The following is a 26565-nucleotide window of genomic DNA, read 5'->3' as shown; positions in this document are numbered from 1 at the left end:
CCCGCTCAGGAGTTGCTTCCACGATACGAACAGCGTCTGTGCTACCGCCAGCCAGGCGATTTGTACGGCGTCCTGCGACAACTCAGTGCAATAACGGCTGAGTCGTTTTTTAGCCCCGGGCGCGTGCTTTGCCCCGCCCTTCCGGCGTCTGACCCACTATCCCTGCTGTCCCTTTGTCGTTGGAGTCCCGCGATGCGCCCCGCTTTACTCTTCCACTCCTCCCTTGGCTTCCTCGGGTTGTTCATTCCCGTGAGCCAGGCACAAACGGTTGCGCCGCTGGAGCTGGGCCAGCTGCTGATCGAAGACCGCCAGGAATCTGAAGTGGACGTAGCCCGGGAGCGCTTGCGGCAGGTGCCGGGCGCCACCAACCTGGTGGACATGCAGCGGGTAGAACAAGGTCGGGTGGCCAGCAATCAGGACGTACTCGCCTACCAGCCAGGTGTATTTGCCCAATCGGCAGGCAACGACGGCATCAAGTTGTCGATCAGGGGCTCGGGTATCAACCGCGCACCCGGCGCGCATGGTTCTGGCGTCTATACGATGTTCGACGGCCTGCCGCTCACCGGCCCCGGCGGCACGCCCTACGAGCTGTTCGAGCCGTTGTGGCTGAGCCGCGCGGAAGTGCTGCGCGGCGCCAATGGTTTCGATAAAGGCGCGCTGGCCCTGGGTGGCGCCATCGATTACATCACCCACACCGGCTACGATGCGGCGCCCCTGCAGATACGCTATGAGGCCGGCAGCCGCGGTTATGCCAAGCGCCAGATCAGTTCGGGTCAGGTGTTGGGCGATCTGGACTACTACGTGGCCCTGACCGACTCAGAGTACGATGGGTACCAGGACCACAGCAGCGGCAGCAGCAAGGGCATTGCGGCCAATGTCGGTTACCGTTTCAACCCGAACCTGGAAACCCGTTTCTACCTGCGGTATCGGGAAACCGAGAATGACCTGGCCGGGCGTCTTACCAAGGATCAGATCAAGCACCACCCACGCGACGCCAACCCGGCGTACGTCGCCCGCGATGACAGCCGCCCGCAACCGGGCAGTACCTGGGTGGGCAACAAGACCACGTTCTATCTGGACGACGACTCCCGCCTGGAAACCGGGCTGGTCTATCACGACTACCCGATGGACCTGCGCGAAGGCCCTATGCGCCTCAAGGTTGCCTATACCGACGTCAGCGGAACGCTGAATTATTTCCGGACAGACACCCTGTTCGGGCACCAAAGCAAGACAACCGTGGGCTGGCGAACCACCAAGCACCTGCCCAACAGCGGTGCTTCACAATTTGCCCGTACCAACGACATCACCGGCGCCCGGACCCGTGATTTCAGCTACCAGGGCTCGGACACCGTGGTACACGTCGGTAACGACCTCGAGCTGATACCGGACCTGTGGCTGACCAGCGGCCTGGCAATGATCTATACCCGCCGCGAAAGCGACGTGAGCTATCCGGCCAATGGTGGCAAGGTCAGCCAGCACGACTGGGACTACGCCCCGCGCCTGGGCCTGCGCTACGACATCAACCCTCAGTTGCAGGTCTATGGCAACCTCAGCCGCTCGGTTGAGCCGCCGCACCCCTGGTCGCTGATCTGGAGCTCGACCAGCTCCACGCAGCCGATAGAGATGCAGAACCAGACCGCCACCACCCTGGAGCTGGGTGCTCGCGGCGAATCGGCCATTGGTCGCTGGGACCTGGCCTGGTACTACTCGGACGTGCGCCATGAGCTGCTGGCGGTGGAGATCGTGCAGGGGTTGCCGGCCAAAGAGTTCAACGCCAGTCCCACCGTGCACCAGGGCATCGAAGCCGGGCTGGACAGCTTGCTCTGGGAACAGGCCGATGTGGGCAAACTGTCCCTGCGTCAGGCCTATACCTTCAGCGACTTCCACTACCGCGACGACGATACCTTCGGCGACAACCGCCTGCCGGGTATCCCGATGCACTACTACCAGGCCGAGTTGCGTTTCGACTTGCCAAGTGGCCTTTACGCCGGAATCAATACGCAGATGGCGTCCAAGGTTCAGGTTGACTACGCCAATAGCTACCCGACCGACGCCTACGCCCTGCTCGGTGCAACGCTGGGCTACAACTCGGCGAAGCAGGACTGGCAGACCTGGCTTGACCTGCGCAACCTGACCAACAAGCGCTATGCCGCCACGGTCACACCCGGCTACAACGATAACGGCAAGGATGTTGCCCACTCGACACCAGGCGAAGGCTTCGGGGTGTATGCCGGGGTGTCCTACAGTTTCCGTTAACCGGGCAACTGCACTTGGGGTTTGGTCGAGACGAAGATCGCCCAGCTGGACATGAACAGCGCGGCGATCAACGGCCCGATCACGAAGCCGTTCAAACCGAACACCGCCAGGCCACCAAGCGTCGAGATCAGGATCAGGTAGTCGGGCATCTTTGTGTCCTTGCCCACCAGGATTGGGCGCAGGAGGTTGTCCACCAGGCCGATGACCAGTACGCCGAATGCAGTCAGCACTATTCCCTGCCAGAAAGCCCCAGCCAGCAGGAAGTAGGCCGCTACCGGCGCCCAGACGATGCCGGCACCCACGGCCGGTAGCAACGAAAGAAACGCCATCAGGACGCCCCACACCAGCGCACTGGGGATGTCGAGTACCCAGAAGATGATCCCGCCCAGCGTGCCCTGGGTCACGGCCACCACCAGGTTGCCCTTGACCGTGGCGCGCACCACCCGGTTGAACTTCAATTGCAGGCGACGTTTCTGGTGCTCGGCCAGCGGTACTGCAGCGCGCACCTTGCGGGCAAGCTCGGCACCGTCGCGCAGAAAGAAGAACAGCAGATAGAGCATGATGCCGAAGCTCACCACAAACTCGAACGTGCCCTGGCCGAAGCTGAACACCTGAGTCGCAAAGAACTGGCTGCCCTGCATCAGGCCCTTGGCGATCTTGTCACGCAGACCTTCCAGATCGCTCATGCCCATCCGCTCCAGACCCGTCTGGGCAAAGGTCGGTAGCAGGTCCTTGAAGCGCTCCAGGTAGCTGGCAATGTCCAGCTGACCACTTTCGATGTTGCTGTACAGCGCTGCCCCTTCCTGGACCAGCAAGGTGCTGATGACAATCACCGGGAAGATGGCAATCACCAGGCACACCAGCAGGGTCACCCCGGCCGCCAGATTGCGCCGCCAGCCCAGGCGCAACAACAAGCGCCGTTGCAAGGGTGCAAATACGATCCCGAGGATCACCGCCCAGAACACCGCACCGTAGAACGGTAACAGTATCCAGATGAAGGCGATGGTCACCAGGGCCAGTAACAGAAGCAAGGCCTTGTGCTGCAGGGCGGTTTCGTTCATGTGCGCACCATTGTCGTTATCAACATTAGTGCACAGCACCGGGGTAAAAGTGCCACCGACACAGCACATTCCTCCGCGGGGGCATTTACCCCGCGTGCCAGTTCGGCCTGGCTTGCCCTATTGCCAAGTCACTTTCCCAACAGAATTGCGCGGCCAGTTCAATCTGCACATGGCGCTGACCGCCATGATTCTCGGGCGCATCCTGGAGACTTTCGGTTGCCTGCGTGCTGACAGCTTCTTCCCAAGCGCTCTGAGCAAGTGAGGGTTTCCAGGTAAACGGACTGGGCACGTTGTGATTGGCAAAGGAGAACGTGCAGTTGCTCACGGCACTCAGGCGTTGCTCTTTCAGGTTCCACTGGTAGGTGGTGTCCACGTGGGTATGTTCAGTGAGGATGTACTGCGTGTGAACGGCTGGACCGGTTGGCCTGGCGATTGTGACAGACCAGGTGCCATGCGATAGAGTCAAGGTCATCGAGGTTCCTTAATGCAGGCTCAGCCTGCTGTCGGCGTTGCACCCGCTGTTACCGGGTAGCACATCAAGAATGCGGACCTCCTTGCCCTCCACTTCGATCAAGCCGTTTTCTTGAAGACGGGTGAGTACACGGGAGACCGTTTCCGAGGCCAGCCCCAGGTAATTGCCAATCTCGTTGCGTGAAATGCTCAGGTTTAACTGATTGGCCGCGTAGCCCAGGCTGCGAAAGCGTGCCGAAAGATTGACCAGCAAGCTGATGACCCGAGTATCAGCAGCCTTGTGCGACAGTACCCGGGACATTTGCTGGGTATTACGAATCTCCCGGCTCATCGTCCGCATCAGGTGTCGGCGCACTTGCGGCAAGCGAATCAAGCGCTCATCAAGCGGACCGAAAGGCAACTCGCACACATCGGTGACCTCCAGTGCCTGGACCGTTACCAGATAGGCGTCAGAATCCATGCCCGACAAGCCGATCAGTTCACCCGGGAAATGCAGGGCGATGATCTTTTCTTCACCATTTGCACTCAGGCTTACGGACTTCAACACGCCGGAGCGAATCGAATAAATAGCGTGGAAGCTGTCGCCCTGGCGAAACAGGAATTCACCCTTTTTCAGTGGGCGGGTGTGTTTAACCAGACCATCGAGTACGTCGATTTCTTCGTGGCTCACTGAGCCGGGCAAACATACTGGCGCCAGGCGGCAAGTCTTGCATTGCGTCTGGCGGTGAGCGTGCAATCTAACGGGCTCCGACATTTATCAGGTCCTTATGGAATAACCCCCATGTGCCTGAACCAGTTCCAATCAGGCGCGCTTTACCAACCCGATCAGTGTCCCGCGAGCCACCTTGCAACACCCCTCAACAATCGTCATTTCATATCAAAGCATTGATTTAGCTGAATAAATAAGTAACTCCGAACGCCCGGTGCTCCACGCAAAAGCCAGCAGCGGAGCGTGAAGTTGACGCAGATCAACAAGCCCGCTGTACGTTGTCGATAGCATCCGCGCCTTTAGCCGCGACCCGATCATGACCTCGCTTGCCAAACCTGAATTACTTGCCCCAGCCGGTACTTTGAAGAACATGCGTTATGCCTTCGCCTATGGCGCCGACGCCGTTTATGCCGGGCAACCACGCTACAGCCTGCGGGTACGCAACAACGAGTTCGACCACGCCAATCTTGCGCTGGGGATCAAGGAAGCCCAACGCCAAGGCAAACGCTTTTACGTGGTGGTCAACATCGCCCCGCACAACGCCAAGCTCAAGACGTTCCTCAAAGACCTCGCCCCGGTCATCGAGATGGCCCCGGACGCCCTGATCATGTCGGACCCGGGCCTGATCATGCTGGTGCGCCAGCACTTCCCGCAGATGCCTATCCACCTCTCCGTCCAGGCCAATACCGTGAACTGGGCCAGCGTCGAGTTCTGGCGCAGCCAGGGGCTGACACGGGTGATCCTGTCGCGCGAACTGTCGCTGGAAGAGATCGAGGAAATCCGTCAGCAAGTGCCGGCAATGGAACTGGAAGTTTTCGTGCACGGGGCGCTGTGCATGGCCTATTCCGGTCGCTGCCTGCTGTCCGGTTACCTCAACCGCCGCGATGCCAACCAGGGCAGCTGCACCAATGCCTGCCGCTGGAAGTACAGCGCCACACCGGCCACTGAAGACGCCAGCGGTGACATCGTGCGTGAAGTGCAGCCAACCCTGGGCATCGGCGCACCCACTGATCAGGTGTTCCTGCTGCAGGAAAGCAATCGCCCCGATGAAGACATGCCGGCGTTCGAGGATGAACACGGCACCTACATCATGAACGCCAAGGACCTGCGCGCGGTGCAACATGTCGAACGGCTGACCCGAATGGGCGTGCACTCGCTGAAGATCGAAGGCCGGACCAAATCTCACTTCTACTGCGCGCGCACCACCCAGGCCTATCGCCAGGCCATTGATGATGCCGTGGCTGGCCGTGAATTCGACCGCAGCCTGATGCTCAACCTGGAGTCACTGGCCCAACGCGGTTACACCGAGGGTTTCTTGCGGCGACATGTGCATGATGAGTATCAGAACTACCAACGCGGCAACTCGGTATCGGACCGTCAGCAGTTCGTCGGTGAACTTACCGGCAATCGCGTCGACGGGCTGGCCGAAGTACTGGTAAAAAATCGCTTTGCCCTGGGCGATCACCTGGAACTGATGACGCCGCGTGGCAACTACCACTTCGACCTGCACCAACTGCGTGATCGCCAAGGTGCAGCCATCGAAGTGGCGCCCGGGGATGGGCATACGGTCTACCTGCCCATTCCTGAGCAGGTAGACCTGGCGTTCGGGCTGTTGCTCAGAGAACTGGTTGGCTGACTGAGCGGGGCCTGTCAGCAACAGGCCCCTTTGCCTCATCGTGCCGCGTCGGCCACCGATGCGGTCTCGCGAATCAGCTGCACGCGGTACTGCGGATCCGCCTTGATCTGCGCCTCGGTGAAGGGCATCAGGTGCCATTGCTTGGCTGAAAACGCTCGCGTCTGGTCACCGCCGTGCGGTGACTGCGCCTCACTGGACTCCGAGAACGCCAGCAGACCGCGGGCTTGAGGCCCGTTGGCATCAAACGTCACCACTTGCAGGTAACTGGTACCGCTGACCACCTGGCGCTTGCCGGCACCGCCCGGCACACTCTGGATTGCGTTGTAGACACCAAGGCTTGCCGGCCCGCCATGGATGGGCGTTCCATCCGATGCTTGCTGGATCTGCCCCCAGCGCACATCGTCGGCCAGCCCGGCCTGTTTCACCGCCACCAGCGATGCCTGGGCCGCCTGGTTCAACGCAGCTGCGACCTCGGCGCGTTCGATTGCCAGCCCACGCGGGGTGTGCTGTGGATCGGCCGGGTCAAAGGCAACGCGCCAGATATCGCTGCGCTTGAGCAGGCTCTGCAGGATGTTCTGGAAATGCACCCAGCCGATGCCGCTGTCCAGGTCGGCACGCAGGTTCCACGCCTTGAGGCTGCTGCACAGCCCGGCCAATGAGGCGTCTTGTGCCTGCACACCGCACCACTGCAACACATCGGGCATCAGCAGCTCAGCCAGGTAGACCTGGTTGCCCATGACCATTTGCTGCAGATCAGCGCCCGTCAGTTTGTCACCGCCAGCAAGACGTTGCAGGGCAAAACGGCTGCGCACGCCCAAGGGCTGGTCCTCGCGGCTGATCAGCGGCGAGTAACCGCGCAGGGGCTGCGCCGGATTCACCATCCACGCCGAGTCGTTGGAGTGCTGAACAAAGTCCTTGCGGCGCAGGCTTGGTTGCAACTGTGTCGGGAAGATCCCCGGCTGTGCGGCGCGGCTATCAACCTTCCAGTTGCAGGCGGTGCGGGATCCGTCGAGCACCACCATCTCCTGCCCTGCTGCCGGATCGCTGCAGTGGGCCAGCATCGCGGCATCCACGTAGGGCACCACCGACTGGTTCAGGTACAGGGTTTGCCCCTGCTCATCCACGGCCAGGGTATTGACCCAGGGAATACCCTGAAGGCGCTGAACCGAATCCTGCAAGGCTTTCAGGCTGTCGGCCCGGTTCATGGTGTACCACTGCTGCAGCACCCGGGTGTTGCCCAGGTTGGCATCGCGCAGGCTGAAGGCATGCTGCCCGTCCCAGTCCAGACGCCCCGGCCATTGCACCACGGGCCCGAATACCGAGCTGTATACATCTCGGGTAACCGTCTTGAGTGTGCCGTCCTCACCTTTGGCCTTCACAGTCAGCTGCTGACGGGTCAACGGCACCGACTTTCCGTCGAGCAGGTAACGGGTCGGATCCTTGGGGTCGAGTTCAAGCCGGTACAAGGTGAAATGCCTGGAGGTATCCACGGTATGCGTCCAGGCCAGATGGCGGTTGAAACCTATATTGATCAACGGCAAGCCTGGCAACGCGGCGCCCATCACGTCCAGCTTGCCTGGCAGTGTCAGTTGCATCTGGTAAAAGCGCATTCCTCCCGCCCAGGGGAAGTGCGGGTTTGCCAGCAACATGCCACGCCCGCTGGCCGAGCGATCACGGCCAATGGCAACCGCATTGCTGCCACGCTCAAGGGAAAAACTGTCCTGCTGTGCCTGGGCCACGCCCCTGTCGAACTCAAGCGTGGCGACGGCTGAGGGCGGCGCGGCCGCCGCCAGCGCGTCGGCAAACTGCCCCACACCGCCTTCGACCAGCAGGCGCCGGGTCAGCTTGACCAGGTCAAGCGCCGTAATCGGCCTCAACCATTGCGCCTGCAGGCATTGCGCCCCTTGCCCTTGTGCCGTGCGTTCAGCCAGTGCGCGGTTAAACCCCTTGGCATAGCCCTCAAGCAATGCACGTACCTCTTCAGGCTGTGCCTGCCAGAATCCGAAGACGTCGGAGGGCGTATTGAGCCAACTGAAGAACAGATCGCTGGCGATGTTCTTGCGCTGCTCGAGCGTCAGCTGATCAGGACCGAAGTACCGTGACCGCTCGGCGTTGACCGTGACCACTTCATTGGCCAGCAGGCACAGGTTGTCCTGGCCATAGGCGTAACCAATGCCGTAGCCCAGCCCTTGCTCATCACGAGCCAGAATATGCGGAACGCCAAAGCTGGTACGACGGATTTCAGCACTGGCATCGCCAGGCGCAACGCGGGCCTGGGCGCTACCGCTCAGGCCGACGAGGAGTCCAGCCAGACAGACACTTGCCAATGGACGGGATTTGATCACGGACACTCCTGCTCTGATCAGGGAACGGTTGATCCTGATTGAACGAAGCCCGGGGAATAAATTTACGGAATCTACCGCGCCAATACGTCTTTACCTGAGTGGCAGGATTTTTTTTCACCAGGTACTGCAGTTTTGACCCGCTCATTCGTCTTATAGGGTGTAGGCAGCAAAAATCGGTATCTGGACTGACCACGAAAGGGAGTGTTCACATGTTTAACCAGCAACACACGGCAATCATCAACAGGCCCGTGCGCAAGGCTCAGTCGGCACCGGTGGTGAAAAGCGACAATGTCGACAACGATCGCCCAGGTAACGAGCACATTCGCGAGCTGCTCAAGTCATACGGGCTGCGTACCAGCCTGATACGCCTGAAAGTCATCGATGCCTTGCACACAGCCGACAAAAACGGCCGCACCATCGGCGTACGCGGCGTCCATAGCCAGCTTGAGCAGCTGGACATACCGCTATCGTTCCTGAGTGTTCGCGAAGTGCTCAAGCGCTTGTGCGCTGAAGGTGTGATCAGCCTGGGCAGTGATAAATGCTATAGCCTCAACCCCGAGGCCCGCAGCATCCTCGCGCACAACTGCCCACGCTAGGCAGCAGGCCGGCACAAGCCGGCCGTGCGGATGAACTCAGACCTTGACCTTGCGACGCATGATGCCGTTGATCACGACGACAACGATGGCGACGCCAATGGCGACGTACTGGAACACTTGCTCACTGATCATGCCCTGTTTTTGCAGGTACGACAGGCCGAGCATGATCCCCAGCACCAGCAGGGAGATCAGAATGGAATATTTCAGGCGTTGACCTTGAGTCATTGATAGTTCCTTGCAACATCGGGGTAAGGGCTACAACAGCCCGGGCGTATCATACAACGCTGCCTGGCCGCGGGCGGACAATTTCCTCCTTTTGCAGCCCCCCGCCTCCTGAAACCATGATGTCCCGGGCAATCCCTCCGACGAAAGGACCAACGCCATGCTGACGCGTGGCGCTCCCTGCCAGAACAAGCGGTGAACCGACCGTCCCCTCTCGAACGAAACACCCCCTTTTGGGCGCGTGCTGCCAATGAACATGGGTGGTCGAACCTGCCCACCTTTACCCCTGCACCTTGCACACAAAATCAACGAGTTAAGTCGAATCAGCCCTAACGGTCCTATCTGTACAAAGTGCCCAGCCTACACGCCGAGTGCCCGATGCCCACCATCCGTGCTGCGCTTGCTGCCTGTCGGAACCGGTCTGAATGTTCAACCATGACGTTGTCAAGCCAACACCTACAAGGAAGTCTCCATGGAATTGCATGAGCTCGACCGTATCGATATTCACCAGTTGCCCCATTCGCTGCAGATGTTGATCGAATGCCTGGGTATTGAGAACGCTTACCTCCTGACCTGCGCCTTTGGCGGGCGCCCCAAGTACATCCCCAAGCACCGTGAACGTACCGCGCTGGCCAACGTGCTCCCACCATCAGCCCTCGACGCGCTGATCAAGCGCTTTGCCGGCATGGCCCTGGAGATCCCCAAGGTCGATCACTTTCTGCGCCAACTGCGCAATCAGCAAATACAGCAGGAAAGTGCAGAGGGCCTGTCGCGCAGCATGCTCGCCAACAAATACGGATTGAGCCTGCGCCAGATCGGCAATATCCGTCGGCAGGAGTCATGCGCTCGCCCAAGCGCTTCAGGTGTTTGAATCACAGTCACCGCGGGCAAGCGCTTTCGTGCACTGCCAGACACCCGGCCTCTCGCACACGAGAGGCCTCTGGCTCGCCTCCCCCACCTGAGTCGAGACCCGCGAAGCGGCGATATCGCGCGGACTGTAACGATCAGAAATCGCGCTTGTAAAAAATATCCAGCGAACTTGCCAGACCGCTGGCGGCCTCCAGGTAGACCTTCTTGCTCAGTTTGTAGCGCAGTGCGACGGTATTGACCGGCTCGAACACGCCAACCCCGTAGCGCAGGCTCAGCCGCTCGGTCAGGTTGCCGCTGGCAACCACGCTGGTACTGTTGCCGCTGCCCTGGGTATCCAGCTGGAAATCTTCGATACCCAAGCTCGACGCCAGGCTGCCGGTTACCCCCGCACTGGTGGCCAGGCCAAGCCCCAAGGCCGCTTCGGCGAGCATGTTGTTATCTTCACCGGTTGTACCCAGCGGGCGCCCCAGCACCAAATACGAGAGCGCCTGTTCCTGGCTCATGGCCGGCTCCGAGAACACCTGGGTGGTCGGCTGCTCTGCGCTGCCGCTGAGGCGGATACCGGCAATCACATCGTCGGTCTGGCGGATGGCCTCGATATCCAGATAGGGCTGATCAATGGGCCCCGCGAACAGCAACCGCGCGCGGCGGATGGTCAGGCGCTGACCGTAGGCCCGGTATCGGCCATCGGCCAGGCTCAGCTCCCCACGCGTATCAAGGTTGTCGCCAATGTGCACATGCCCAAGCAAATTGGCCGTCAGCCCGAAGCCGCTGAACGAGAGCTTGTCTTTCCCCACCTCCACATCGATGTCCATGGCAATTGCCATCGGCGCCTTACCCTCTTCGGTTTGATGACCGACGATGACAGTGTCATCCGACACCTTGACCGTTGAGGGCGGTAACTCACGCACGGTGATCTTGCCCCGTGGCACCAGCACCTTGCCCGAAACCGCCAGCTTGTCATTCTCAAGGGTAATCTTCAGGTCAGGCGCCACCTCAAGGTTTGCATAGGGCTCGACCGTGACCGGGAGTTGCTGCCCTTGCAACTGCAAATCGACCGCCAGTGCCTGTCCCCAGCCGATCTGGCCGCGCAAGCTACCTTGACCGGCTTCACCGCTTTTCCAGGCGCCATTGAGCTGCACGTGCTCACCGGCGATCAACGCCTGAACATTCAGCGCCTCAAGACTGATCGGCAGTTCCGCACCAGCGACTTCGCCTGCGCTGAGGTTCAGGCTGCCGTTGACTTGCGGCGCCAGCAAGGTACCCGACAACGTTCCGCTACCGTTCAATTGACCGGACAGGCGCTCCACCATCGGTGCAAATGGACGGGCAATACCGATGTCCAGACCACTCAGGCGGAAGTCACCACTGAGCGGTTTGTTGCGCGCCACCGGATCGAGCCGGGTAACCAGCGCCAGCTCGCCCAGGCGGGTGCCACGAAAATCCAGGCGGGTATCAATCCGGCGTGGCGCCAGGTTACTTTCAAGGCGCAGGGTCTGGTACGGGAAGTCGAGCCATTGATCCTTCTCACGCAGGCGCAACGTACCACCGCTGGCATCAACCACGATGGTGCCTTTGGGGCCGCTGGCGGGCACATCGAGATTGATATCGGCATTGAGCAACCCTTGCCAGGCAAAGTCTTTGGGTAGCCACTGGGCCAGGCTTTGTAACGGGAACTGTTTGAGGTGATAACGCAAGCGCGGTTCCGGGGCCAGGCGCTGATCCTCACCGCACAGGCTGGCCTCGCCGGAACGCCAGCAATGCGCGCCGAAATCCAGTTGGCCGCTGGCCAGGCGCTGCAGTTTGGCCGGTGCCTGCAAGCGCCAGTCCTGGCCGCCCGCCTGGACCTGACCCGTGGCCAGGCGCCCACGCCAATTGCCTTTCTCCAGCTGTCCATCCAGGCCGAGGTCAAGCTTGAGCTGCGGTCCATCCAGCGCCAGCTCCAGCTGTTGCTGACGAATGTCACCTCGACCCTTGGCGCTGAGCACACCGAGATGGGTGTCGCCCAGGCGAATACCGCTTGCCTGCAGATCGATCACGGCGCGCTGGGCACTGTCCAGCTTGGCGTCCAGCGACAGACGTTGTAGGTGATTGTCTGCCTGGGCCAGTTGCTGACCGTTCAAGATCAGCGTGCCTTGCGGCGCGCTCAAGGTGCCGGCAACGTCCAGCGTGCCGCCGAGTTGCCCACGCAACTGCGGCCAGAGCTGACCCAGGCGCGGCAAATTGAGTTCGAGCTTGCCCGCCAGGCGTTGCTGCACGCTGCCGCTACCCTGGATGCGATTGTCTCCGAGGCGGATATCCAGGGTACCCAGCGTCCAGTTCTGGCCGGCGCCCTCGGCGACCGCCTTGAACACCGCACTCTGTCCACGCAAGCGTCCTTTGAGGTCCAGGTCGGCATCCAGGCGCAGTTCGCCGTTTTTCATCTGCCCCGTGCTGCGCAGCGGCCCCGCCAGAGTGCCCGGCAGTTCGGCCAGCCAGTAAGCCGGGTTCAGCGCCGACAGTTCAAGCGCGGCATCCCAGGCCACGCCTTCGGCAAACTGCACACCGACACGGCCGGCAAGCTTGCCCTGGCCAGCTGCGAGCGACAGTTGCGGCAAGGTAACCTGTTGCAAATCCCCCATGAACGGGCTGCTCAGACTGAAGGCGCCGGCGGGCCCATCCAGGCCGCCCTTGAATTCGCCGCTGTAGCTGCCGTCACGGTACTGCACCTGAGCATTGAAACGGCGCAAGGTCACCTGAGGCGCTTGCTCCAGCGGGTACAGCCGCAGCCACGGGAAATCCAGCCAGTCCAGGGTCGCATCGGCACTCAAGCCTTGTTGCCAATCAGCGTTGGCCGTCAGTTTGAGGTGCTGATCGGCACCGGCCGCGAGATCAAGCGCGCTCACCTGGGCGCCCTTGGCGTCAACCTTGCCTTGCAGGTTAAGGGCTACCGGCCCTTGTTCTGCCGGCAGACTGGCCGTACCCAGCACTCGATAACCGTTGTTCAAGTCGCCCTTGGCACTGAGTTCAAGGTCATTCAATTGCAGGGTATCGGGCAGGTCGGAACCGGGTTTGAACGCCTTGGAACTGATCTGCAGGGTGGCCGGCAGCTGTTCGGCCAAGGCTTGCACTTCCCCGTTCAGCCGGGCGTTCAGGTATCCGCTGCTGTCGGCACTGAGCGTGAGGCTTTTCTGCAGTTGTCCATCGACCTTCAGCGCCAATTGCCACTCCTGCCCATCCACCTTCGGCAGTTGTATGTGCCCCTGAGCCTGCAACGGCCAGTCGCCCTGTGGTTGCAGCAACCCGTGCAGGTTCACCTGCAGGTCATCACGCTGCAACGCGAGACGGTCGATTTGCATGCCCGCAGCAGTCCAGTGCGCCGACAGCTGCAACTGACTCAGCTGCTCGTTGCCATCCAGGCGCAGGTGACCGATTTGAATGTCACCCAGCTTGATCGCCACGGGCAGGTTCAATGTCGGCAATTGCAAGGGGCCGGCGTCAGGCGTGGGCTCACTCGAGGCAAACGCGAGATTGACCTGCTCGGCCTGCAAACGGTCGATACACAGCGTCATGCCCAGCAGACAGGCGGGTGACCAGGCAAACACCGGCTTGACCAGCTCTAGCCGATCGCCGCCCTGTTCCCACAACACACGTTCGGCCTGCCACTGGCCCGCCAGCCGCCCCTGAAATTGCTCAAGCTGCAAACCTGGCACCAGCCCCAGGGCCCAGCGACTGCCCGCCTGGGTTCCGAGCACCAGACCCAGCGCAAGCAGTACCAACAGCAGCAGTGCCAGCAGACCGAGCAGGATGTTTCTGAAAACGCGACTCACAGTTCCGGCCCCATGGAGAAGTGCAAACGGAAACCGCCGTCGTCGTCCAGCGCATGGGCCAGATCCAGTCGTAGCGGCCCTACGGGAGAGACCCAGCGCACACCAATACCGACACCGGTCTTGAGGCTGGGCAGTTCCAGATTGTTGAACGAGTTACCTTGGTCGACAAAGGTCGCCACCCGCCACTTGTCTACAACCTGGTACTGATACTCGACACTGCCCGCCACCAGGTAGCGGCCGCCGATGCGGTCACCGTCGGAGTTTTTCGGCGACAGGCTCTGGTAGTCGTATCCCCGCACACTCTGGTCGCCACCGGCAAAGAAGCGCAGCGAAGGCGGCAGGGAGCTTTGATAATCGTTGGTGGCGCTTCCGCCAAATTGAATTCGCCCCAGAAAGCGGTGGTTGTGCGCCAGCGTGGTCAAGCCCTTGAGCACGACATTGCCGTGCAACAGGTTGGTATCCGATACCAGCCCTTCCTTGGCCGCCTGAACGTCGAACTGCAGACGGTAGCCGTTGTGCGGGTCGATGCGGTTATCACTGCGCAGGTACGAGTAGCTGACACCCGGCATCAACAGGTTGCTCAGGCCGGAGTCGTCACCCAGGCGGTATTCCTCTCGCTGGTACTTGAGTGAAATCACCCGCTGCCAGCCGCTGGGCAGTTTGCTGTGCCACTCCGGGCCGACGGTGAGCAACTTGCTCAAGGTATCGGTGCCGGCGATTTCTTCGTTCTGGTAGCCACCGGCAAAGCGCAATTTGTCGGTCAGCGGCGGATCGAGGGGGATGTCGTACCACAGCCCGACGTTCTGGCGCGGCGCCGACAACTCGGTTTCCCAGCCATAGCTATGGCCTTGCGGGTTGACCCAGTGACGCGTCCAGTTGGCCTTGCCACGGGGGCCGACGTCGGTCGAAAAGCCAAGGCCCAGGCCCATGGTCCGGGGTTTGCGGGTGCTCAGTTGCACGGCAACGGGAATGCGCTGATCGACCGCAGCGGTTGGTGCGGCATCGACCCGTACACCTTCGAAGTAGCCACTGGACTGCAGGGCGTTGTTGAGTTCGGCGATCAGTTCGGAGTCGTAGGGGGTGTCGGCCTTGAAGGGCACCATGCGATGCAGCAGGGTTTCGTCGAACGGCGTATCGCCGGCAAAGCTGACCGCGCCCAGGCGATAACGTGGGCCACTGTCATAGACGAGTTCGATGTCGGCCACACCGGCCTGCGGATCAACGGCCAGGCGCTGACGCACAAAACGTCCGCTGAAAAAGCCGTAACGCGCGGCCTGGTTCTGGATCAGGCGTTTGGCGTCTTCGTAATGACCGTGATTGAGCACTTCCCCTGAGCGCAGCGCCTTGCTATCGGGCAGGCGAAATGCCTTCATCTCGCTGGCCGGGCCGTCGATGCGAATGGTCACGTCGCGTAAATGCACCGGCTCGCCAGGGTCAATGCTGAGCACCAGTTGCGGCTCTTTGTCGCCGTTGGCCGGCTTGACCTCGCTGTCGATCTGCGCCTGGTAATAACCCAACGCCTGGGCGGCTTTGCGCGCCTGCTCCATGGCGCCGCGGCTAAAGCGCAGCAGGGCCTCTTCATCGCGTTTTCCAAGGCTGCCGATGTAGCCTTCGACATTGGCCTTGAGTTCTTTATTGGCAGGTTTGATCCGCACCACCAGCTCGCTTTGCGCATACGCGGCAACGCTGGCAAACAACAGAATCAAACCGCAGGTGAATCGTCCTGAATACGTCATAGGCGCGGATGCTACCAGAGCTTTGCGCCAGCATGGAGTCCGAGGCTCTCCCGCCTGCTATGCAGGCACGGCCGATGCACGTTGAGAAGACTGGGGATTAGGATGAAAAAACACGTGCTCACGCACAGGCCCTACTGCAATTTCACCAATTTCCTGGTAGCCCTGGCGCTGATAGAAGGCCAGGTAGTGTTCATTGCCGGTATCGAGCACGACGCCTTGCGAATGCTCGTCTTCAGCGCACCAGTCGTGAACAGCTTGTAACAATTGCTCCCCGTAGTGTTTGCCCTGAAACTGCGGGTGAACCCCCAGCAGCGGCAGGATGTGCACCGCATCACCTGGCAGGCAGGCCATCAGTGCCGCCTGGTAATCGAGGTAGCGCCGGGTGCAGCGAAAACCGGTGCTGAGCACCATGCGCATGCGCCAGGCCCAGCTTTCAGTCACGCCCAGGCGACGTTGCGGCGGTGCGATCAGAGCGATGCCGATCAGTCGGTCGTCGAGCAACAGACCCAATGCCGGCAATTCCTGGAAGAAGTGCTGCTTGACCCGCTCGCGCACGGTCGCGCGAATGCGCTGGTCAAAGCCCGGGCGCTGCGCCTCGAACAGAAAGGCATAGGTAGGTTCGTGACGGTAGGCGTGGTACAGCAGGGAGCGTGCTTCGCGGCTGTACCCCCCATCGAGCAGACGGATCTGAGCCACAGCAGCTGGTGATTCGGTCATCGGGCAGACCTCCGCAAAAGGGCATTCATTGCCTTTGAAGTGTACGTTGCGCCGACGTTCACCCCGAGCACCACGTTAGCAGCCTATCGGTTGCAGCGCCACGCTGGCCGCCGCCGCCGTTGTCGGCTAGCATCCTGGGTTTTACCAGGACTGTGTTTCTCATGAAGATCGTCTCGTTCAACATCAATGGCCTGCGCGCCCGGCCCCATCAGTTGGCGGCGTTGATCGACAAGCATCAGCCGGATGTCATCGGCCTGCAGGAAACCAAAGTCAGCGACGACCAGTTTCCGCTGGCCGAAGTTCAGGCCCTGGGCTATCACGTGCATTTTCATGGCCAGAAAGGTCACTATGGGGTAGCCCTGCTGTCGCGCCAGGCGCCGCTGAGCCTGCACAAAGGCTTTGCCACCGATGAAGAAGACGCACAGCGCCGCTTTATCTGGGGCACCTTCGCCGATGCCAACGGCACCCCGATCACCATCATGAACGGCTACTTCCCCCAAGGCGAAAGCCGCGACCACCCGACCAAGTTTCCCGCCAAGCAACGTTTCTACAGCGATCTGCAGGCCTTGCTGGAAACCCAGTTCAAGAACGACCAGCCACTGCTGGTGATGGGCGATGTCAACATTTCGCCAGAAGATTGCGATATTGGCATCGGCGCCGACAACGCCAAACGCTGGCTGAAGACCGGCAAGTGCAGCTTCCTGCCCGAAGAGCGCGAGTGGATGGCCCGCCTTAAAAGCTGGGGCCTGGTCGACAGCTTCCGCCACCTGCACCCTGAGGTCGCCGATCGTTTCAGCTGGTTCGACTATCGCAGCCGTGGCTTTGAAGACGAGCCCAAGCGTGGCCTGCGCATCGACCTGATCATGGCTTCCCAGGCCCTGCTGCCACGCATCAAGGCGGCGGGTGTCGATTATGACCTGCGCAGCATGGAGAAACCGTCGGATCACGCACCGATCTGGCTGGAGTTGTCGTAACGCTTGATAACACTGAGGGCGGCCCCCGGATGACTGTCATCGTGCAGTCATCTAACTGTCTTAATCTGCGGCACATCCTTTGCCTGAAGAGTGTCTGCCGGCATGTTCCGCCCCCTCAGTCTGCTCCTGCTGTGCCTGTTTCCCCTCCTTGCCCGTGCAGCACCTGATGATCAGGCGCAACTGCGCATCCAGGGCTCGAACACCATCGGTGCGGCCCTGGCGCCAGCGCTGGTCAAAGGCCTGCTGGAGTCCCAGGGCGCTCGCCAGATCTCGATTGAAGCCACCGCGACAGCCAACGAAATCCAGGTGCGCGCCCTATCCCCCGACGGCCACCCGTTGCGTGTCGACATCGCGGCTCACGGTTCGAGCACGGGCTTTGCCGCGCTCAAGTCCGGCCAGGCAGATCTGGCAGCGGCTTCACGACCGATCAAAGCCAGTGAGTTGAGCGAACTGCGGACATCGGGCGACCTCAACAGTGCCGCAGCCGAACACATCATCGGCCTCGATGGCGTCGCCGTCATCGTCCACCCCGACAACCCGCTACCACAACTGAGCACCCAGCAGCTGGCGCAGATCTTTGCCGGTCAGATAACCACCTGGGAAACCCTGGGCCTGGGCAGCGGCCCCATTCACCTCTATGCTCGGGATGATCGCTCGGGCACCTTTGAAACTTTCAAGGCGTTGGTGCTGGATGCTGCCGGTCAGCACCTGGCCACCTCGGCGCAGCGTTTCGAGTCGGGTGAGCAACTGGCCGCACAGGTGCGCGCAGACCGTCAGGCCATCGGTTTCAGCAGCCTGGCTTCGGTGCATGGCACCAAGGTCCTGGCCATCGCCGACGGTGCCTCGCGACCGATGCTGCCCAGCCCGGCCCTGGTCGCCAGCGAAGACTACCCCTTGTCACGGCGTTTGTACTTCTATCTGCCCCCCAGCCAGAACAATCCGTGGGCCCGCGCCCTGATGGAGTTTGCCCAGAGCGCCAAGGGTCAGGCAATCGTGACTGGCAGCGGCTTTGTCGGGCAGCAGGTACACGCCCTCAAAGTCCCCCCGACAGAAGGCATGCCCAAGCCTTACCGGGCGCTGGTCCGCGATGCCCAGCGCCTGTCGGTGAACTTCCGCTTTCAGGAGGGCAACGCCAGCCTGGACAACAAAGCGCTGCGCGATGTGCAGCGCGTAGCGGACTTTCTGCGACGCAACGACAAGCTTGAGCACGGTGTCGTGCTGGTCGGCTTTGGTGATGCCAAGCATGACCAGGAGCGCGCCGCCCTGCTCTCGCGCCTGCGCGCCATGGCGGTGCGCCGGGAGCTGGCTAAAGAAGGAGTTACATTGCGCGAGGTCATCGGCCTGGGCGATGAACTGCCGGTGGCCACCAATCTTGCTGAAGAAGGCCGCATCCGCAACCGGCGGGTCGAAGTCTGGGTCTATTGAGGGCTACGCAACCATTTGTTACAGCCCCGTCCGTACACCAACCCGGATCGCAACTAAGCTTTCTTACGTGACGCCGGGCCCCTCTGACGGCTGCCAAGCCGCCATGTCGGAGTCACTGTTGCTACAGCAACGACGACAATTACGGAGGGGCGCATGGCGACTCTAGAGGCATTTCTCGAAAACGATTTTCTTGGCACCAGCGCCTGGTTCTGGCTGGCGTTCATTGGCATTGTCCTGTTCCTGCTGTTTCTGGACCTGGGTGTGCTGCACCGCAAGGCCCACGAAATTGAAATGCGCGAAAGCCTGCTGCTTTACGCCGGCTACTTCAGTGTCGGGGTCCTGTTCGGCGGCTGGGTCTGGCTGGAGCTGGGGACGCAACGCGCCCTGGAGTTCTACACCGGCTTTCTGGTCGAGCAGTCGTTGTCCATGGACAACGTCTTCGTGATGGCAATGATCTTCAGCTACTTCTCCATCCCCCGCCTGTACCAGCACCGGGTGCTGTTCTGGGGCATCCTCGGCGTGGTGGTACTGCGCGCAATCATGATCGGCATCGGCAGCACACTGGTCCAGGAGTTCGCCTGGATCCTCTATGTTTTCGGCGCCTTCCTGCTGGTTACCGGGATCAAGATGCTGTTTAGCCGAGAAGAGGCCCATCCGGACCTTGGCAACAACCCGGTACTGAAGTTCGTGCGCCGCCATATGCGCGTTACCGACGATTTGCACGGCCCGCATTTTTTTGTGCGGCTCAAGGCTGCCGGGCAACACAAGGCGGTGCTGTACGCCACCCCGCTGTTTCTGGCGCTGGTGCTGATCGAGCTGGCCGACCTGGTGTTCGCCGTCGACAGCGTCCCGGCCATCTTCGCCATCACCCAGGACCCGTTCATCGTCTACACCTCGAACATCTTTGCCATCCTTGGCCTGCGCGCGCTGTATTTTGCCCTCGCGGCGCTGATGCACCGCTTTGTCTATCTCAAGTACGCACTGGCGCTGGTGCTGATTTTCATCGGCTGCAAAATCTTCTACCACGGCCTTATCGGTGCGGTGCCTGCCCTGCTGTCGCTGGGCGTGACCGTGGCATTGCTGTCAGGCGGCGTGGTGTTGTCGCTGCTCAAGACTCGCGACCAGCCGCCCCAGCCGGTCAACTCCAACAGCCACAAATGATTCAGGCCCGCACAAGCGGGCCTGAACGGTGAAGCGCGCCGGTCAATGACCGCTACGCAGCATTTCCTTGGGGACGTACTTGCCGATTTCATATTTGCCGATCGCCGCCCGGTGCACTTCGTCCGGGCCGTCGGCCAGGCGCAGGGTCCGCTGCATGGCATACATGTAGGCCAACGGGAAGTCGCCACTGACGCCGGCGCCGCCATGGATCTGGATCGCCCGGTCGATGACTTTCAACGCCACGTTCGGCGCCACGACCTTGATCTGCGCGATCTCGCTGCGCGCGACCTTGTTGCCCACGGTATCCATCATGTAGGCCGCCTTGAGCGTCAACAGTCGGGCCATGTCGATTTCCATGCGCGAGTCGGCGATCTTGTCGACGTTCCCGCCCAGGCGCGCCAGCGGCCGACCAAACGCGGTGCGCTCCACCGAGCGCTTGCACATCAGCTCCAGGGCGCGCTCAGCCATGCCGATCGAACGCATGCAATGGTGAATCCGACCCGGGCCAAGCCGTCCCTGAGCGATCTCGAAACCACGCCCTTCGCCAAGCAGCACGTTTTCGTAGGGCACCCGCACGTTTTCGAACAGCACTTCGGCATGGCCATGCGGCGCATCGTCGTAACCGAACACCGGCAGCGGCCGAACAATTTTCACCCCCGGGGTGTCGGTGGGCACGAGGATCATCGAATGCTGCTGGTGACGCGGGCCGTCCGGATTGCTCAGGCCCATGAAGATCATGATCTTGCAGCGGGGATCGCAGGCGCCGGAGGTCCACCACTTGCGACCGTTGATCACCCACTCATCACCGTCGCGCACCGCGCGGGCCGCCATGTTGGTTGCATCGGAAGAGGCCACGTCCGGCTCGGTCATGGCAAACGCCGAACGTATGTCGCCGCGCAGCAATGGCTCCAGCCACTGACGCTTTTGCGCCTCGCTGCCATAGCGCACCAGCACTTCCATATTGCCGGTGTCCGGAGCCGAGCAGTTGAAGGGCTCGGGGCCCAACAGCGAACGGCCCATGATTTCGGCCAACGGCGCATATTCGAGGTTGCTCAGCCCGGCCCCCAGCTCCGACTCGGGCAGGAACAGGTTCCACAGCCCTTCGGCTTTGGCCTTGGCCTTGAGCTCTTCCATGATCGCAGTCGGCTGCCAACGGTCGCCCTCGGCAACCTGCTGCTCGAACACCGCTTCGGCGGGGTAGACATAAGCGTCCATGAACGCCGTGACACGTTCGCGCAACGCCTGGACCTTGGGTGAATAGGCGAAATCCATGGGCAGTACCTTCAGTGGAAAGGGGATCTGATGAAGAGCCTAGATCAGCCAGCAAAATCCACCTAGTCTATTCTCGGCGTGTATAAACATTCATAACCAATATATGATCCACCCATAACACCAACAAGAGCAGCGCCCATGAACCTGAGCAAGGTCGACCTGAATCTGTTCATCGTCTTCGATGCCATCTACACCGAAGCCAACCTGACGCGCGCCGGGCAGATCGTCGGCATTACCCAGCCAGCGGTGTCCAACGCCCTGGCGCGGCTGCGTGAAACCTTCAACGACCCGCTGTTCGTGCGGACCGCCCAAGGCATGGTGCCAACACCGATGGCGCAGAACATCATCGGCCCGGTGCGCAACGCCCTGTCACTGTTACGGGTATCGGTCCAGGAAAGCCGCATTTTCAACCCGCTGCAGGCAAACAAGACCTTCCGCATCAGCATGACCGACCTCACCGAGGCAGTGATTCTCCCGCCTCTGTTTCAACGCCTGCGGCGACTGGCACCGGCGGTGATCATCGAAAGCTTCCTGTGCAAACGCCGCGAGACCACCAAGGAGCTGGCGGCCGGGCGCCTGGATTTTGCCGTGGACGCACCGCTGAACACCGACCCGCAGGTGCGCCACGTCAAATTGATGCGGGACCAGTACGTGTGTGCCATGCGTCAGGGCCATCCGCTGGGCAAAGACAAACTCAGCCTCGACGACTACCTGGGCCTGACCCACATCCATATCTCCAGCCGACGCAACGGCCTGGGCTATGTCGACCTGGCGCTGGGCAAGATGGGCGTGCAACGCAAGATCGCCCTGCGCTCGCAACATTACCTGATGGCCTCGCAAGTGCTGCAACAGACCGATATGGTCATGACCGTGCCGGAGCGATTCGCCCGCCGCCATCAACTCAACTACCTGAACCTGCCGGTCAACGACGTACCGCCACTGGAAACCCATCTGTACTGGCACGAAAGCACCGACCAGGACCCGGCCAACCGCTGGATGCGTGAGCAAATCATCGAATTGTGCCAGGCCGTGGTGGCGCACGACGAACGCACGAGCAAAGCCACGGCCTAAAGGCCTTGCCGAGGGATGACCGATGGCGGCCCGCGCTATGATGGCCAATCCTTGCTTGACGTATACGTCAACCTGCCAGTAGGTTAGCTCATGCCCTTTTCCCGAGCCTGACCATGAGCGCCCAGACCTACAGCATTTCCGACCTGTCCCGCGAGCTCGACATCACCACCCGGGCCATCCGTTTCTATGAGGAACAAGGCTTGCTCAGCCCCGAGCGTCGGGGCCTTGAGCGGGTCTATTCGGCCCGCGACAAAGTCAGCCTGAAGCTGATTTTGCGTGGCAAGCGCATCGGCTTTTCACTGGCCGAATGCCGCGAGCTGATCGAGCTCTACGACCCTACCAGCGGTAACCTCAAGCAATTGCACAGCATGCTGGCCAAGATCGCCAACCGGCGCAGCCAGCTCGAACAGCAGTTGCTCGATATCCAGCAGATGCAGCTGGAACTGGATACCGCCCAGGAGCGTTGCGAGCAAGCCCTGGCAGCCACCCTGAACAACCAGAAAAACAGCCACTGAGCCCTGAGGACCCCTGCCATGTCATTGCCTGAAAACGTTCGCCTGGTCGAAGTTGGCCCGCGCGACGGTCTGCAGAACGAAGCCCAGCCCATCAGCGTGGAGGACAAGGTTCGCCTGGTCGACGACCTGACGGCAGCCGGCCTGTCCTATATAGAGGTAGGCAGCTTCGTGTCACCCAAGTGGGTACCCCAGATGGCGGGATCTGCCGAGGTGTTCTCGCGTATCCAGCAAAAAGCCGGGGTCACCTATGCGGCCCTGTCACCGAACCTGCGCGGTTTCGAGGATGCCCTGGCCGCCGGCGTGAAAGAGGTGGCGGTATTTGCCGCGGCATCCGAAGCCTTCTCCCAGCGCAACATCAACTGCTCGATCAGCGACAGCCTGCAGCGCTTCGTCCCCATCATGGAGGCGGCCCGCGAGCACGGTGTGCGCGTGCGCGGTTACGTGTCCTGTGTACTGGGCTGCCCGTATGAAGGGCTGGTGACTGCCGAGCAGGTCGCACCGGTGGCCCGCGAACTGTACGAAATGGGCTGCTACGAGGTATCCCTGGGCGACACCATCGGCACCGGTACCCCTGGCGCTACCCGCCGCCTGTTCGAGGTGGTGGCGGCGCATGTACCGCGGGCGCAGTTGGCCGGGCACTTCCATGACACCTACGGCCAGGCCCTGGCCAACGTCTATGCCAGCTTGCTTGAGGGCATCAGCGTGTTCGACAGCTCGGTCGCAGGGCTGGGCGGCTGCCCTTACGCCAAGGGTGCCAGCGGCAACGTTGCCAGCGAAGACGTGCTCTACATGCTGCAGGGCCTGGGTATCAACACCGGTATCGACCTGGAGCAATTGATCCTGGCCGGCCAGCGCATCAGCAGCATACTGGGGCGTGCCAACGGCTCGCGCGTGGCCCGCGCCCGCAGCGCAGCCTGATAAAGGGTGGCGGTAACAGCAGTCTGCACGGCTGAGTGTTACCGCCCCCACGCTTTACCGGAAAAAACCGGGTAACACGGAAACAATTCGACAGAAATCCCCGCCCCTCTTTCCTGCTGAAAATCTCAACCCATTGATTTTACTAGGTTTTAAAAAGTTGGCACGGCATCTGCTATATCTTTGGTACAAGAACAATAAAAAGTGCGACACACAATAAAAACAAGACGTAACGACTCTGACATAACAAGAACAACACGGCAGAGACGCAGCTAACAGATTTTTTTGGAGAAGATGTGCTTTTCCGGGGTTCGCCCCCGCAACCTGACAAAAAACAATAAAACTACCCCAAGGTAGCGAAGGTCACGGTTGGATCAGCAATGATAAGAGTAGATCAGCGCTCAAAAAAATACGTTTGCTCTTGATCCCGGATAGGGATCGCCAGTGGTACAGAGGCAACGGTCACCAAAAACAACAACAGGCCGCCCTCCAATAACAAAAAAAGAGCACGCAACAATCTTTGAGGGGAGCTTAGGCTCCCCTCAGTGCTTCCTGCCCTCCTCGTTTTCGTCCTCATCGTCCTTCTCGAACCGGTTTACCACCCACGGCATCAGCCCCAGCACCAGCAATGCCAGCAGCGTGCTGATCACCGCAGTGGCTTCACGCCCCATGCCCGCGGCAATACCGATGGCCGCCGTCATCCACAAACCTGCAGCCGTGGTCAGGCCTTTGACGTGATCCAGTTGCTGGTGATGCCCTTTTAAAATGGTGCCCGCGCCGAGAAAGCCGATACCGGCAACAATGCCCTGCACCACCCGGCTCAACGCTGCATCGTCTACCCCGGCCATGCGCGGCACCAGCACGAACAGCGCTGCCCCCATGGCCACCAGCATGTGCGTACGCACCCCCGCGGCCTTGCCCTTGAGCTCACGTTCGAAGCCCAGGATGCCACCCAGCAGCGCCGCCATCAGCAGGCGCACGGTGACCTGGGTCAGTTGTTTTATATCCTTGAGGTCGGCGAACTCGGCGATCAATGTCGTCCAGATTTGTTGCCACCAGGCATCCATCAACGTGCTCCAGGATCGGCCCTTTCTCGATGGACCACCCGCCTGGGTGCAAGTGCGACATTGCGCACCAGACGGCGACGACCTGCTTGCCCGCCTCTCGGTGCCAGCGGCTGTAGCAGGTGCGGTGGATGGTCGCAGCCACCTCGATAGCCGTGGGCAAAGCACCGCAAACCCGGGCCTTCAGCGCTATCGAGTGAAATCTGATACGGTTTTTATAGAAATACCTGAACCTGTTATGCAAACAGATGCGACGCCATAGTGCTCTGGCCTGATCGAGGCCTGATGAGCGACGAACCATGAGCGATCGAATTCCTGTCCAGATTGTCGAAATTGCCGAGCCTTCTCACGCCAAGAAGAAGAACGCCAGCAGTGACAAACACATCCACACCCGCAGCTTTACCGGGTTGTTTCGCAACCTGCGCCTGGGTGGCGCAGGCTTTTTGTTCCTGCTGTTCTTCGGCACCGTCTGGCTGGACTGGAATGGCCGCCAGGCAGTGCTCTGGGACCTGGCTGAAAGCAAGTTCCACATTTTCGGGGCGACCTTCTGGCCTCAGGACTTCATTCTCCTGTCAGCGCTGTTGATCATCTGCGCCTTCGGCCTGTTCGCCATCACCGTGTTTGCCGGCCGGGTGTGGTGCGGCTACACCTGCCCGCAAAGCTCCTGGACCTGGATCTTCATGTGGTGCGAGAAGGTCACCGAAGGTGACCGCAACCAGCGCATCAAACTCGACGCGGCGCCCTGGTCCCTCAACAAGCTGGCGCGGCGTTCGGCCAAGCACACGCTGTGGCTGGCCATCAGCGTGCTCACCGGCCTGACCTTCGTCGGTTACTTCACCCCGATCCGGCCGCTGGCCGAAGCGCTGTTCACCTTGCAACTGGGCGGCATCAGCCTGTTCTGGATCCTGTTCTTCACCGGGGCCACCTACATCAATGCCGGCTGGCTGCGTGAGGCGGTGTGCATGCACATGTGCCCCTATGCGCGCTTTCAGAGCGTGATGTTCGACAAGGACACCCTGGCCATTGCCTACGACCCGGCACGCGGCGAATCCCGCGGCCCGCGCAAAAAAGGCAGCGACTACCAGGCCAACGGCTTGGGCGACTGCATTGACTGCCAGATGTGCGTGCAGGTATGCCCGACCGGTATCGATATTCGCGATGGCCTGCAGATGGAATGCATTGGCTGCGCGGCCTGTATCGATGCCTGCGACTCGATCATGGACAAAATGGGCTATGCCCGCGGCCTGGTGGGCTACAAGTCCGAACACAACCTGCAGGGTGGCAAGACCAACTGGCTGCGCCCACGCCTTCTCGGCTACGTCACTGTGCTGGTGGTGATGATCGGCGCCCTGGTCATTGCCCTGCAGCAGCGACCGATGGTGTCGATGGACGTCATCAAGGACCGCGGCCTGTTCCGCGAAAACAACCTGGGGCAAATCGAAAACATCTACACCCTCAAAGTCATCAACAAGACCCAGCAAGCGCAGCATTACCGCCTGCGCCTGGTGGACGCCGAGGGCTTCGAACTGCATGGCAACACGTCATTTACCCTGGCCGCCGGCGAGATGGGCGAGATCCCGGTATCGGTAGCGATGCTGGCGGAACGCGCGAAAAGCAGCGCCCAGCCAATTGGCTTCGAGATCACCGACAGCGACCAGCCGGGCATTTCCAGCGTCGCCCACAGCCGTTTTGTCGCGCCGATGAACCGCTGATCACATACACTCTGCAGCAGTCGAAACC

Annotated in this window: 21 protein-coding genes; 11 read left to right on the top strand and 10 right to left on the bottom strand. The window is 61.0% G+C overall.

Features of this window, described 5'->3' with window-relative positions:
• Positions 1 to 192 precede the first annotated feature (192 nt).
• Positions 193 to 2256, top strand: a complete 2064-nt coding sequence (locus DM813_RS17440) for a TonB-dependent receptor family protein (RefSeq protein ID WP_128324630.1) — start codon at positions 193 to 195, stop codon at positions 2254 to 2256.
• Here DM813_RS17440 and DM813_RS17435 read toward each other — a convergent pair.
• The 3 genes from DM813_RS17435 to DM813_RS17425 all read right to left on the bottom strand — a co-directional run bounded on the left by DM813_RS17435 (position 2253) and on the right by DM813_RS17425 (position 4542).
• A complete protein-coding gene (locus DM813_RS17435) occupies positions 2253 to 3317 on the bottom strand; it encodes an AI-2E family transporter (RefSeq protein WP_128324629.1) in 1065 nt (354 codons plus the stop codon). The genes DM813_RS17440 and DM813_RS17435 overlap by 4 nt on opposite strands.
• 85 nt (positions 3318 to 3402) lie before the next feature.
• Complete coding sequence (locus DM813_RS17430) at positions 3403 to 3789, bottom strand: hypothetical protein (RefSeq protein WP_128324628.1); 387 nt, start codon at positions 3787 to 3789, stop codon at positions 3403 to 3405.
• Positions 3790 to 3798: 9 nt separating this feature from the next.
• Complete coding sequence (locus DM813_RS17425) at positions 3799 to 4542, bottom strand: helix-turn-helix domain-containing protein (protein ID WP_128324627.1); 744 nt, start codon at positions 4540 to 4542, stop codon at positions 3799 to 3801.
• 271 nt (positions 4543 to 4813) lie between these two features.
• Here DM813_RS17425 and yegQ point away from each other — a divergent pair, with 271 nt between their 5' ends.
• Positions 4814 to 6133 (top strand): tRNA 5-hydroxyuridine modification protein YegQ, encoded by a 1320-nt coding sequence (yegQ, locus tag DM813_RS17420; protein ID WP_128324626.1) that lies wholly within the window; start codon positions 4814 to 4816, stop codon positions 6131 to 6133.
• A 35-nt stretch (positions 6134 to 6168) separates the two neighbouring features.
• On the opposite strand, the gene DM813_RS17415 is transcribed toward yegQ, so the two are convergent.
• Positions 6169 to 8478: an acylase gene (locus tag DM813_RS17415; RefSeq protein WP_128324625.1), complete on the bottom strand. Its 2310-nt coding sequence runs from the start codon at positions 8476 to 8478 to the stop codon at positions 6169 to 6171.
• A gap of 209 nt (positions 8479 to 8687) precedes the next feature.
• Between DM813_RS17415 and DM813_RS17410 the strand changes: the two genes are divergently transcribed.
• Positions 8688 to 9074 carry a fe2+ zn2+ uptake regulation protein gene (locus tag DM813_RS17410; RefSeq protein WP_164897261.1) on the top strand — a complete coding sequence of 129 codons (387 nt, stop codon included), beginning with the start codon at positions 8688 to 8690 and terminating at the stop codon, positions 9072 to 9074.
• 36 nt (positions 9075 to 9110) lie between these two features.
• Here DM813_RS17410 and DM813_RS17405 read toward each other — a convergent pair whose 3' ends face one another.
• Complete coding sequence (locus tag DM813_RS17405; RefSeq protein ID WP_128324624.1) at positions 9111 to 9299, bottom strand: hypothetical protein; 189 nt, start codon at positions 9297 to 9299, stop codon at positions 9111 to 9113.
• A 469-nt stretch (positions 9300 to 9768) separates the two neighbouring features.
• Here DM813_RS17405 and DM813_RS17400 point away from each other — a divergent pair, with 469 nt between their 5' ends.
• Complete coding sequence (locus DM813_RS17400) at positions 9769 to 10167, top strand: Mor transcription activator family protein (RefSeq protein ID WP_128324623.1); 399 nt, start codon at positions 9769 to 9771, stop codon at positions 10165 to 10167.
• Positions 10168 to 10300: 133 nt separating this feature from the next.
• On the opposite strand, the gene DM813_RS17395 is transcribed toward DM813_RS17400, so the two are convergent.
• Genes DM813_RS17395 through DM813_RS17385 form a run of 3 tightly spaced genes read right to left on the bottom strand, consistent with a single transcriptional unit; the run spans position 10301 to position 16428 of the window.
• A complete protein-coding gene (locus DM813_RS17395) occupies positions 10301 to 13975 on the bottom strand; it encodes a translocation/assembly module TamB domain-containing protein (RefSeq protein WP_128324622.1) in 3675 nt (1224 codons plus the stop codon).
• Positions 13972 to 15711, bottom strand: coding sequence for an autotransporter assembly complex protein TamA (locus DM813_RS17390; protein ID WP_128324621.1), 1740 nt, complete (start codon positions 15709 to 15711; stop codon positions 13972 to 13974). Before DM813_RS17390 ends, DM813_RS17395 begins: the two co-directional genes overlap by 4 nt.
• 57 nt (positions 15712 to 15768) lie before the next feature.
• Entirely contained in the window at positions 15769 to 16428 is a 660-nt protein-coding gene (locus DM813_RS17385) for a GNAT family N-acetyltransferase (protein WP_128324620.1), read from the bottom strand.
• Positions 16429 to 16589: 161 nt separating this feature from the next.
• Between DM813_RS17385 and xthA the strand changes: the two genes are divergently transcribed.
• From xthA to DM813_RS17370, 3 genes are all read left to right on the top strand, one after another.
• Positions 16590 to 17402: an exodeoxyribonuclease III gene (gene xthA / locus DM813_RS17380; RefSeq protein ID WP_128324619.1), complete on the top strand. Its 813-nt coding sequence runs from the start codon at positions 16590 to 16592 to the stop codon at positions 17400 to 17402.
• 102 nt (positions 17403 to 17504) lie between these two features.
• Positions 17505 to 18827: a substrate-binding domain-containing protein gene (locus DM813_RS17375; RefSeq protein WP_128324618.1), complete on the top strand. Its 1323-nt coding sequence runs from the start codon at positions 17505 to 17507 to the stop codon at positions 18825 to 18827.
• Positions 18828 to 18980: 153 nt separating this feature from the next.
• The gene (locus DM813_RS17370) at positions 18981 to 19988 is read left to right on the top strand and encodes a TerC family protein (RefSeq protein WP_128324617.1); all 1008 of its coding nucleotides are present in this window, start codon (positions 18981 to 18983) and stop codon (positions 19986 to 19988) included.
• Positions 19989 to 20030: 42 nt separating this feature from the next.
• Here DM813_RS17370 and DM813_RS17365 read toward each other — a convergent pair whose 3' ends face one another.
• Positions 20031 to 21260, bottom strand: a complete 1230-nt coding sequence (locus DM813_RS17365) for an acyl-CoA dehydrogenase (protein ID WP_128324616.1) — start codon at positions 21258 to 21260, stop codon at positions 20031 to 20033.
• A 138-nt stretch (positions 21261 to 21398) separates the two neighbouring features.
• Between DM813_RS17365 and DM813_RS17360 the strand changes: the two genes are divergently transcribed.
• From DM813_RS17360 to DM813_RS17350, 3 genes are all read left to right on the top strand, one after another.
• Positions 21399 to 22331, top strand: a complete 933-nt coding sequence (locus DM813_RS17360; RefSeq protein ID WP_128324615.1) for a LysR family transcriptional regulator — start codon at positions 21399 to 21401, stop codon at positions 22329 to 22331.
• Between the two features lie 113 nt (positions 22332 to 22444).
• On the top strand, positions 22445 to 22846 hold the full coding sequence (locus tag DM813_RS17355) for a MerR family transcriptional regulator (RefSeq protein WP_128324614.1): 402 nt from the start codon (positions 22445 to 22447) through the stop codon (positions 22844 to 22846).
• 18 nt (positions 22847 to 22864) lie between these two features.
• Positions 22865 to 23764 carry a hydroxymethylglutaryl-CoA lyase gene (locus DM813_RS17350; RefSeq protein WP_128324613.1) on the top strand — a complete coding sequence of 300 codons (900 nt, stop codon included), beginning with the start codon at positions 22865 to 22867 and terminating at the stop codon, positions 23762 to 23764.
• A 539-nt stretch (positions 23765 to 24303) separates the two neighbouring features.
• On the opposite strand, the gene DM813_RS17345 is transcribed toward DM813_RS17350, so the two are convergent.
• A complete protein-coding gene (locus tag DM813_RS17345; protein WP_128324612.1) occupies positions 24304 to 24828 on the bottom strand; it encodes an MgtC/SapB family protein in 525 nt (174 codons plus the stop codon).
• 296 nt (positions 24829 to 25124) lie between these two features.
• Between DM813_RS17345 and ccoG the strand changes: the two genes are divergently transcribed.
• Positions 25125 to 26537: a cytochrome c oxidase accessory protein CcoG gene (gene ccoG / locus DM813_RS17340; RefSeq protein ID WP_128324611.1), complete on the top strand. Its 1413-nt coding sequence runs from the start codon at positions 25125 to 25127 to the stop codon at positions 26535 to 26537.
• Positions 26538 to 26565 lie beyond the last annotated feature (28 nt).

The sequence above is a fragment of the Pseudomonas alkylphenolica genome (assembly GCF_004025535.1).
GTDB classification, from domain to species: domain Bacteria; phylum Pseudomonadota; class Gammaproteobacteria; order Pseudomonadales; family Pseudomonadaceae; genus Aquipseudomonas; species Aquipseudomonas alkylphenolica_A.
This window is presented reverse-complemented; position numbering and strand designations above follow the sequence as displayed.

Coding starts and splice junctions, on each gene's coding strand:
- DM813_RS17440 (WP_128324630.1), top strand. CDS start 193: ATGCGCCCCGCTTTACTCTTCCACTCCTCCCTTGGCTTCCTCGGGTTG.
- DM813_RS17435 (WP_128324629.1), bottom strand. CDS start 3,317: ATGAACGAAACCGCCCTGCAGCACAAGGCCTTGCTTCTGTTACTGGCC.
- DM813_RS17430 (WP_128324628.1), bottom strand. CDS start 3,789: ATGACCTTGACTCTATCGCATGGCACCTGGTCTGTCACAATCGCCAGG.
- DM813_RS17425 (WP_128324627.1), bottom strand. CDS start 4,542: ATGTCGGAGCCCGTTAGATTGCACGCTCACCGCCAGACGCAATGCAAG.
- yegQ (WP_128324626.1), top strand. CDS start 4,814: ATGACCTCGCTTGCCAAACCTGAATTACTTGCCCCAGCCGGTACTTTG.
- DM813_RS17410 (WP_164897261.1), top strand. CDS start 8,688: ATGTTTAACCAGCAACACACGGCAATCATCAACAGGCCCGTGCGCAAG.
- DM813_RS17405 (WP_128324624.1), bottom strand. CDS start 9,299: ATGACTCAAGGTCAACGCCTGAAATATTCCATTCTGATCTCCCTGCTG.
- DM813_RS17400 (WP_128324623.1), top strand. CDS start 9,769: ATGGAATTGCATGAGCTCGACCGTATCGATATTCACCAGTTGCCCCAT.
- DM813_RS17390 (WP_128324621.1), bottom strand. CDS start 15,711: ATGACGTATTCAGGACGATTCACCTGCGGTTTGATTCTGTTGTTTGCC.
- DM813_RS17385 (WP_128324620.1), bottom strand. CDS start 16,428: ATGACCGAATCACCAGCTGCTGTGGCTCAGATCCGTCTGCTCGATGGG.
- xthA (WP_128324619.1), top strand. CDS start 16,590: ATGAAGATCGTCTCGTTCAACATCAATGGCCTGCGCGCCCGGCCCCAT.
- DM813_RS17375 (WP_128324618.1), top strand. CDS start 17,505: ATGTTCCGCCCCCTCAGTCTGCTCCTGCTGTGCCTGTTTCCCCTCCTT.
- DM813_RS17370 (WP_128324617.1), top strand. CDS start 18,981: ATGGCGACTCTAGAGGCATTTCTCGAAAACGATTTTCTTGGCACCAGC.
- DM813_RS17365 (WP_128324616.1), bottom strand. CDS start 21,260: ATGGATTTCGCCTATTCACCCAAGGTCCAGGCGTTGCGCGAACGTGTC.
- DM813_RS17360 (WP_128324615.1), top strand. CDS start 21,399: ATGAACCTGAGCAAGGTCGACCTGAATCTGTTCATCGTCTTCGATGCC.
- DM813_RS17355 (WP_128324614.1), top strand. CDS start 22,445: ATGAGCGCCCAGACCTACAGCATTTCCGACCTGTCCCGCGAGCTCGAC.
- DM813_RS17350 (WP_128324613.1), top strand. CDS start 22,865: ATGTCATTGCCTGAAAACGTTCGCCTGGTCGAAGTTGGCCCGCGCGAC.
- DM813_RS17345 (WP_128324612.1), bottom strand. CDS start 24,828: ATGGATGCCTGGTGGCAACAAATCTGGACGACATTGATCGCCGAGTTC.
- ccoG (WP_128324611.1), top strand. CDS start 25,125: ATGAGCGATCGAATTCCTGTCCAGATTGTCGAAATTGCCGAGCCTTCT.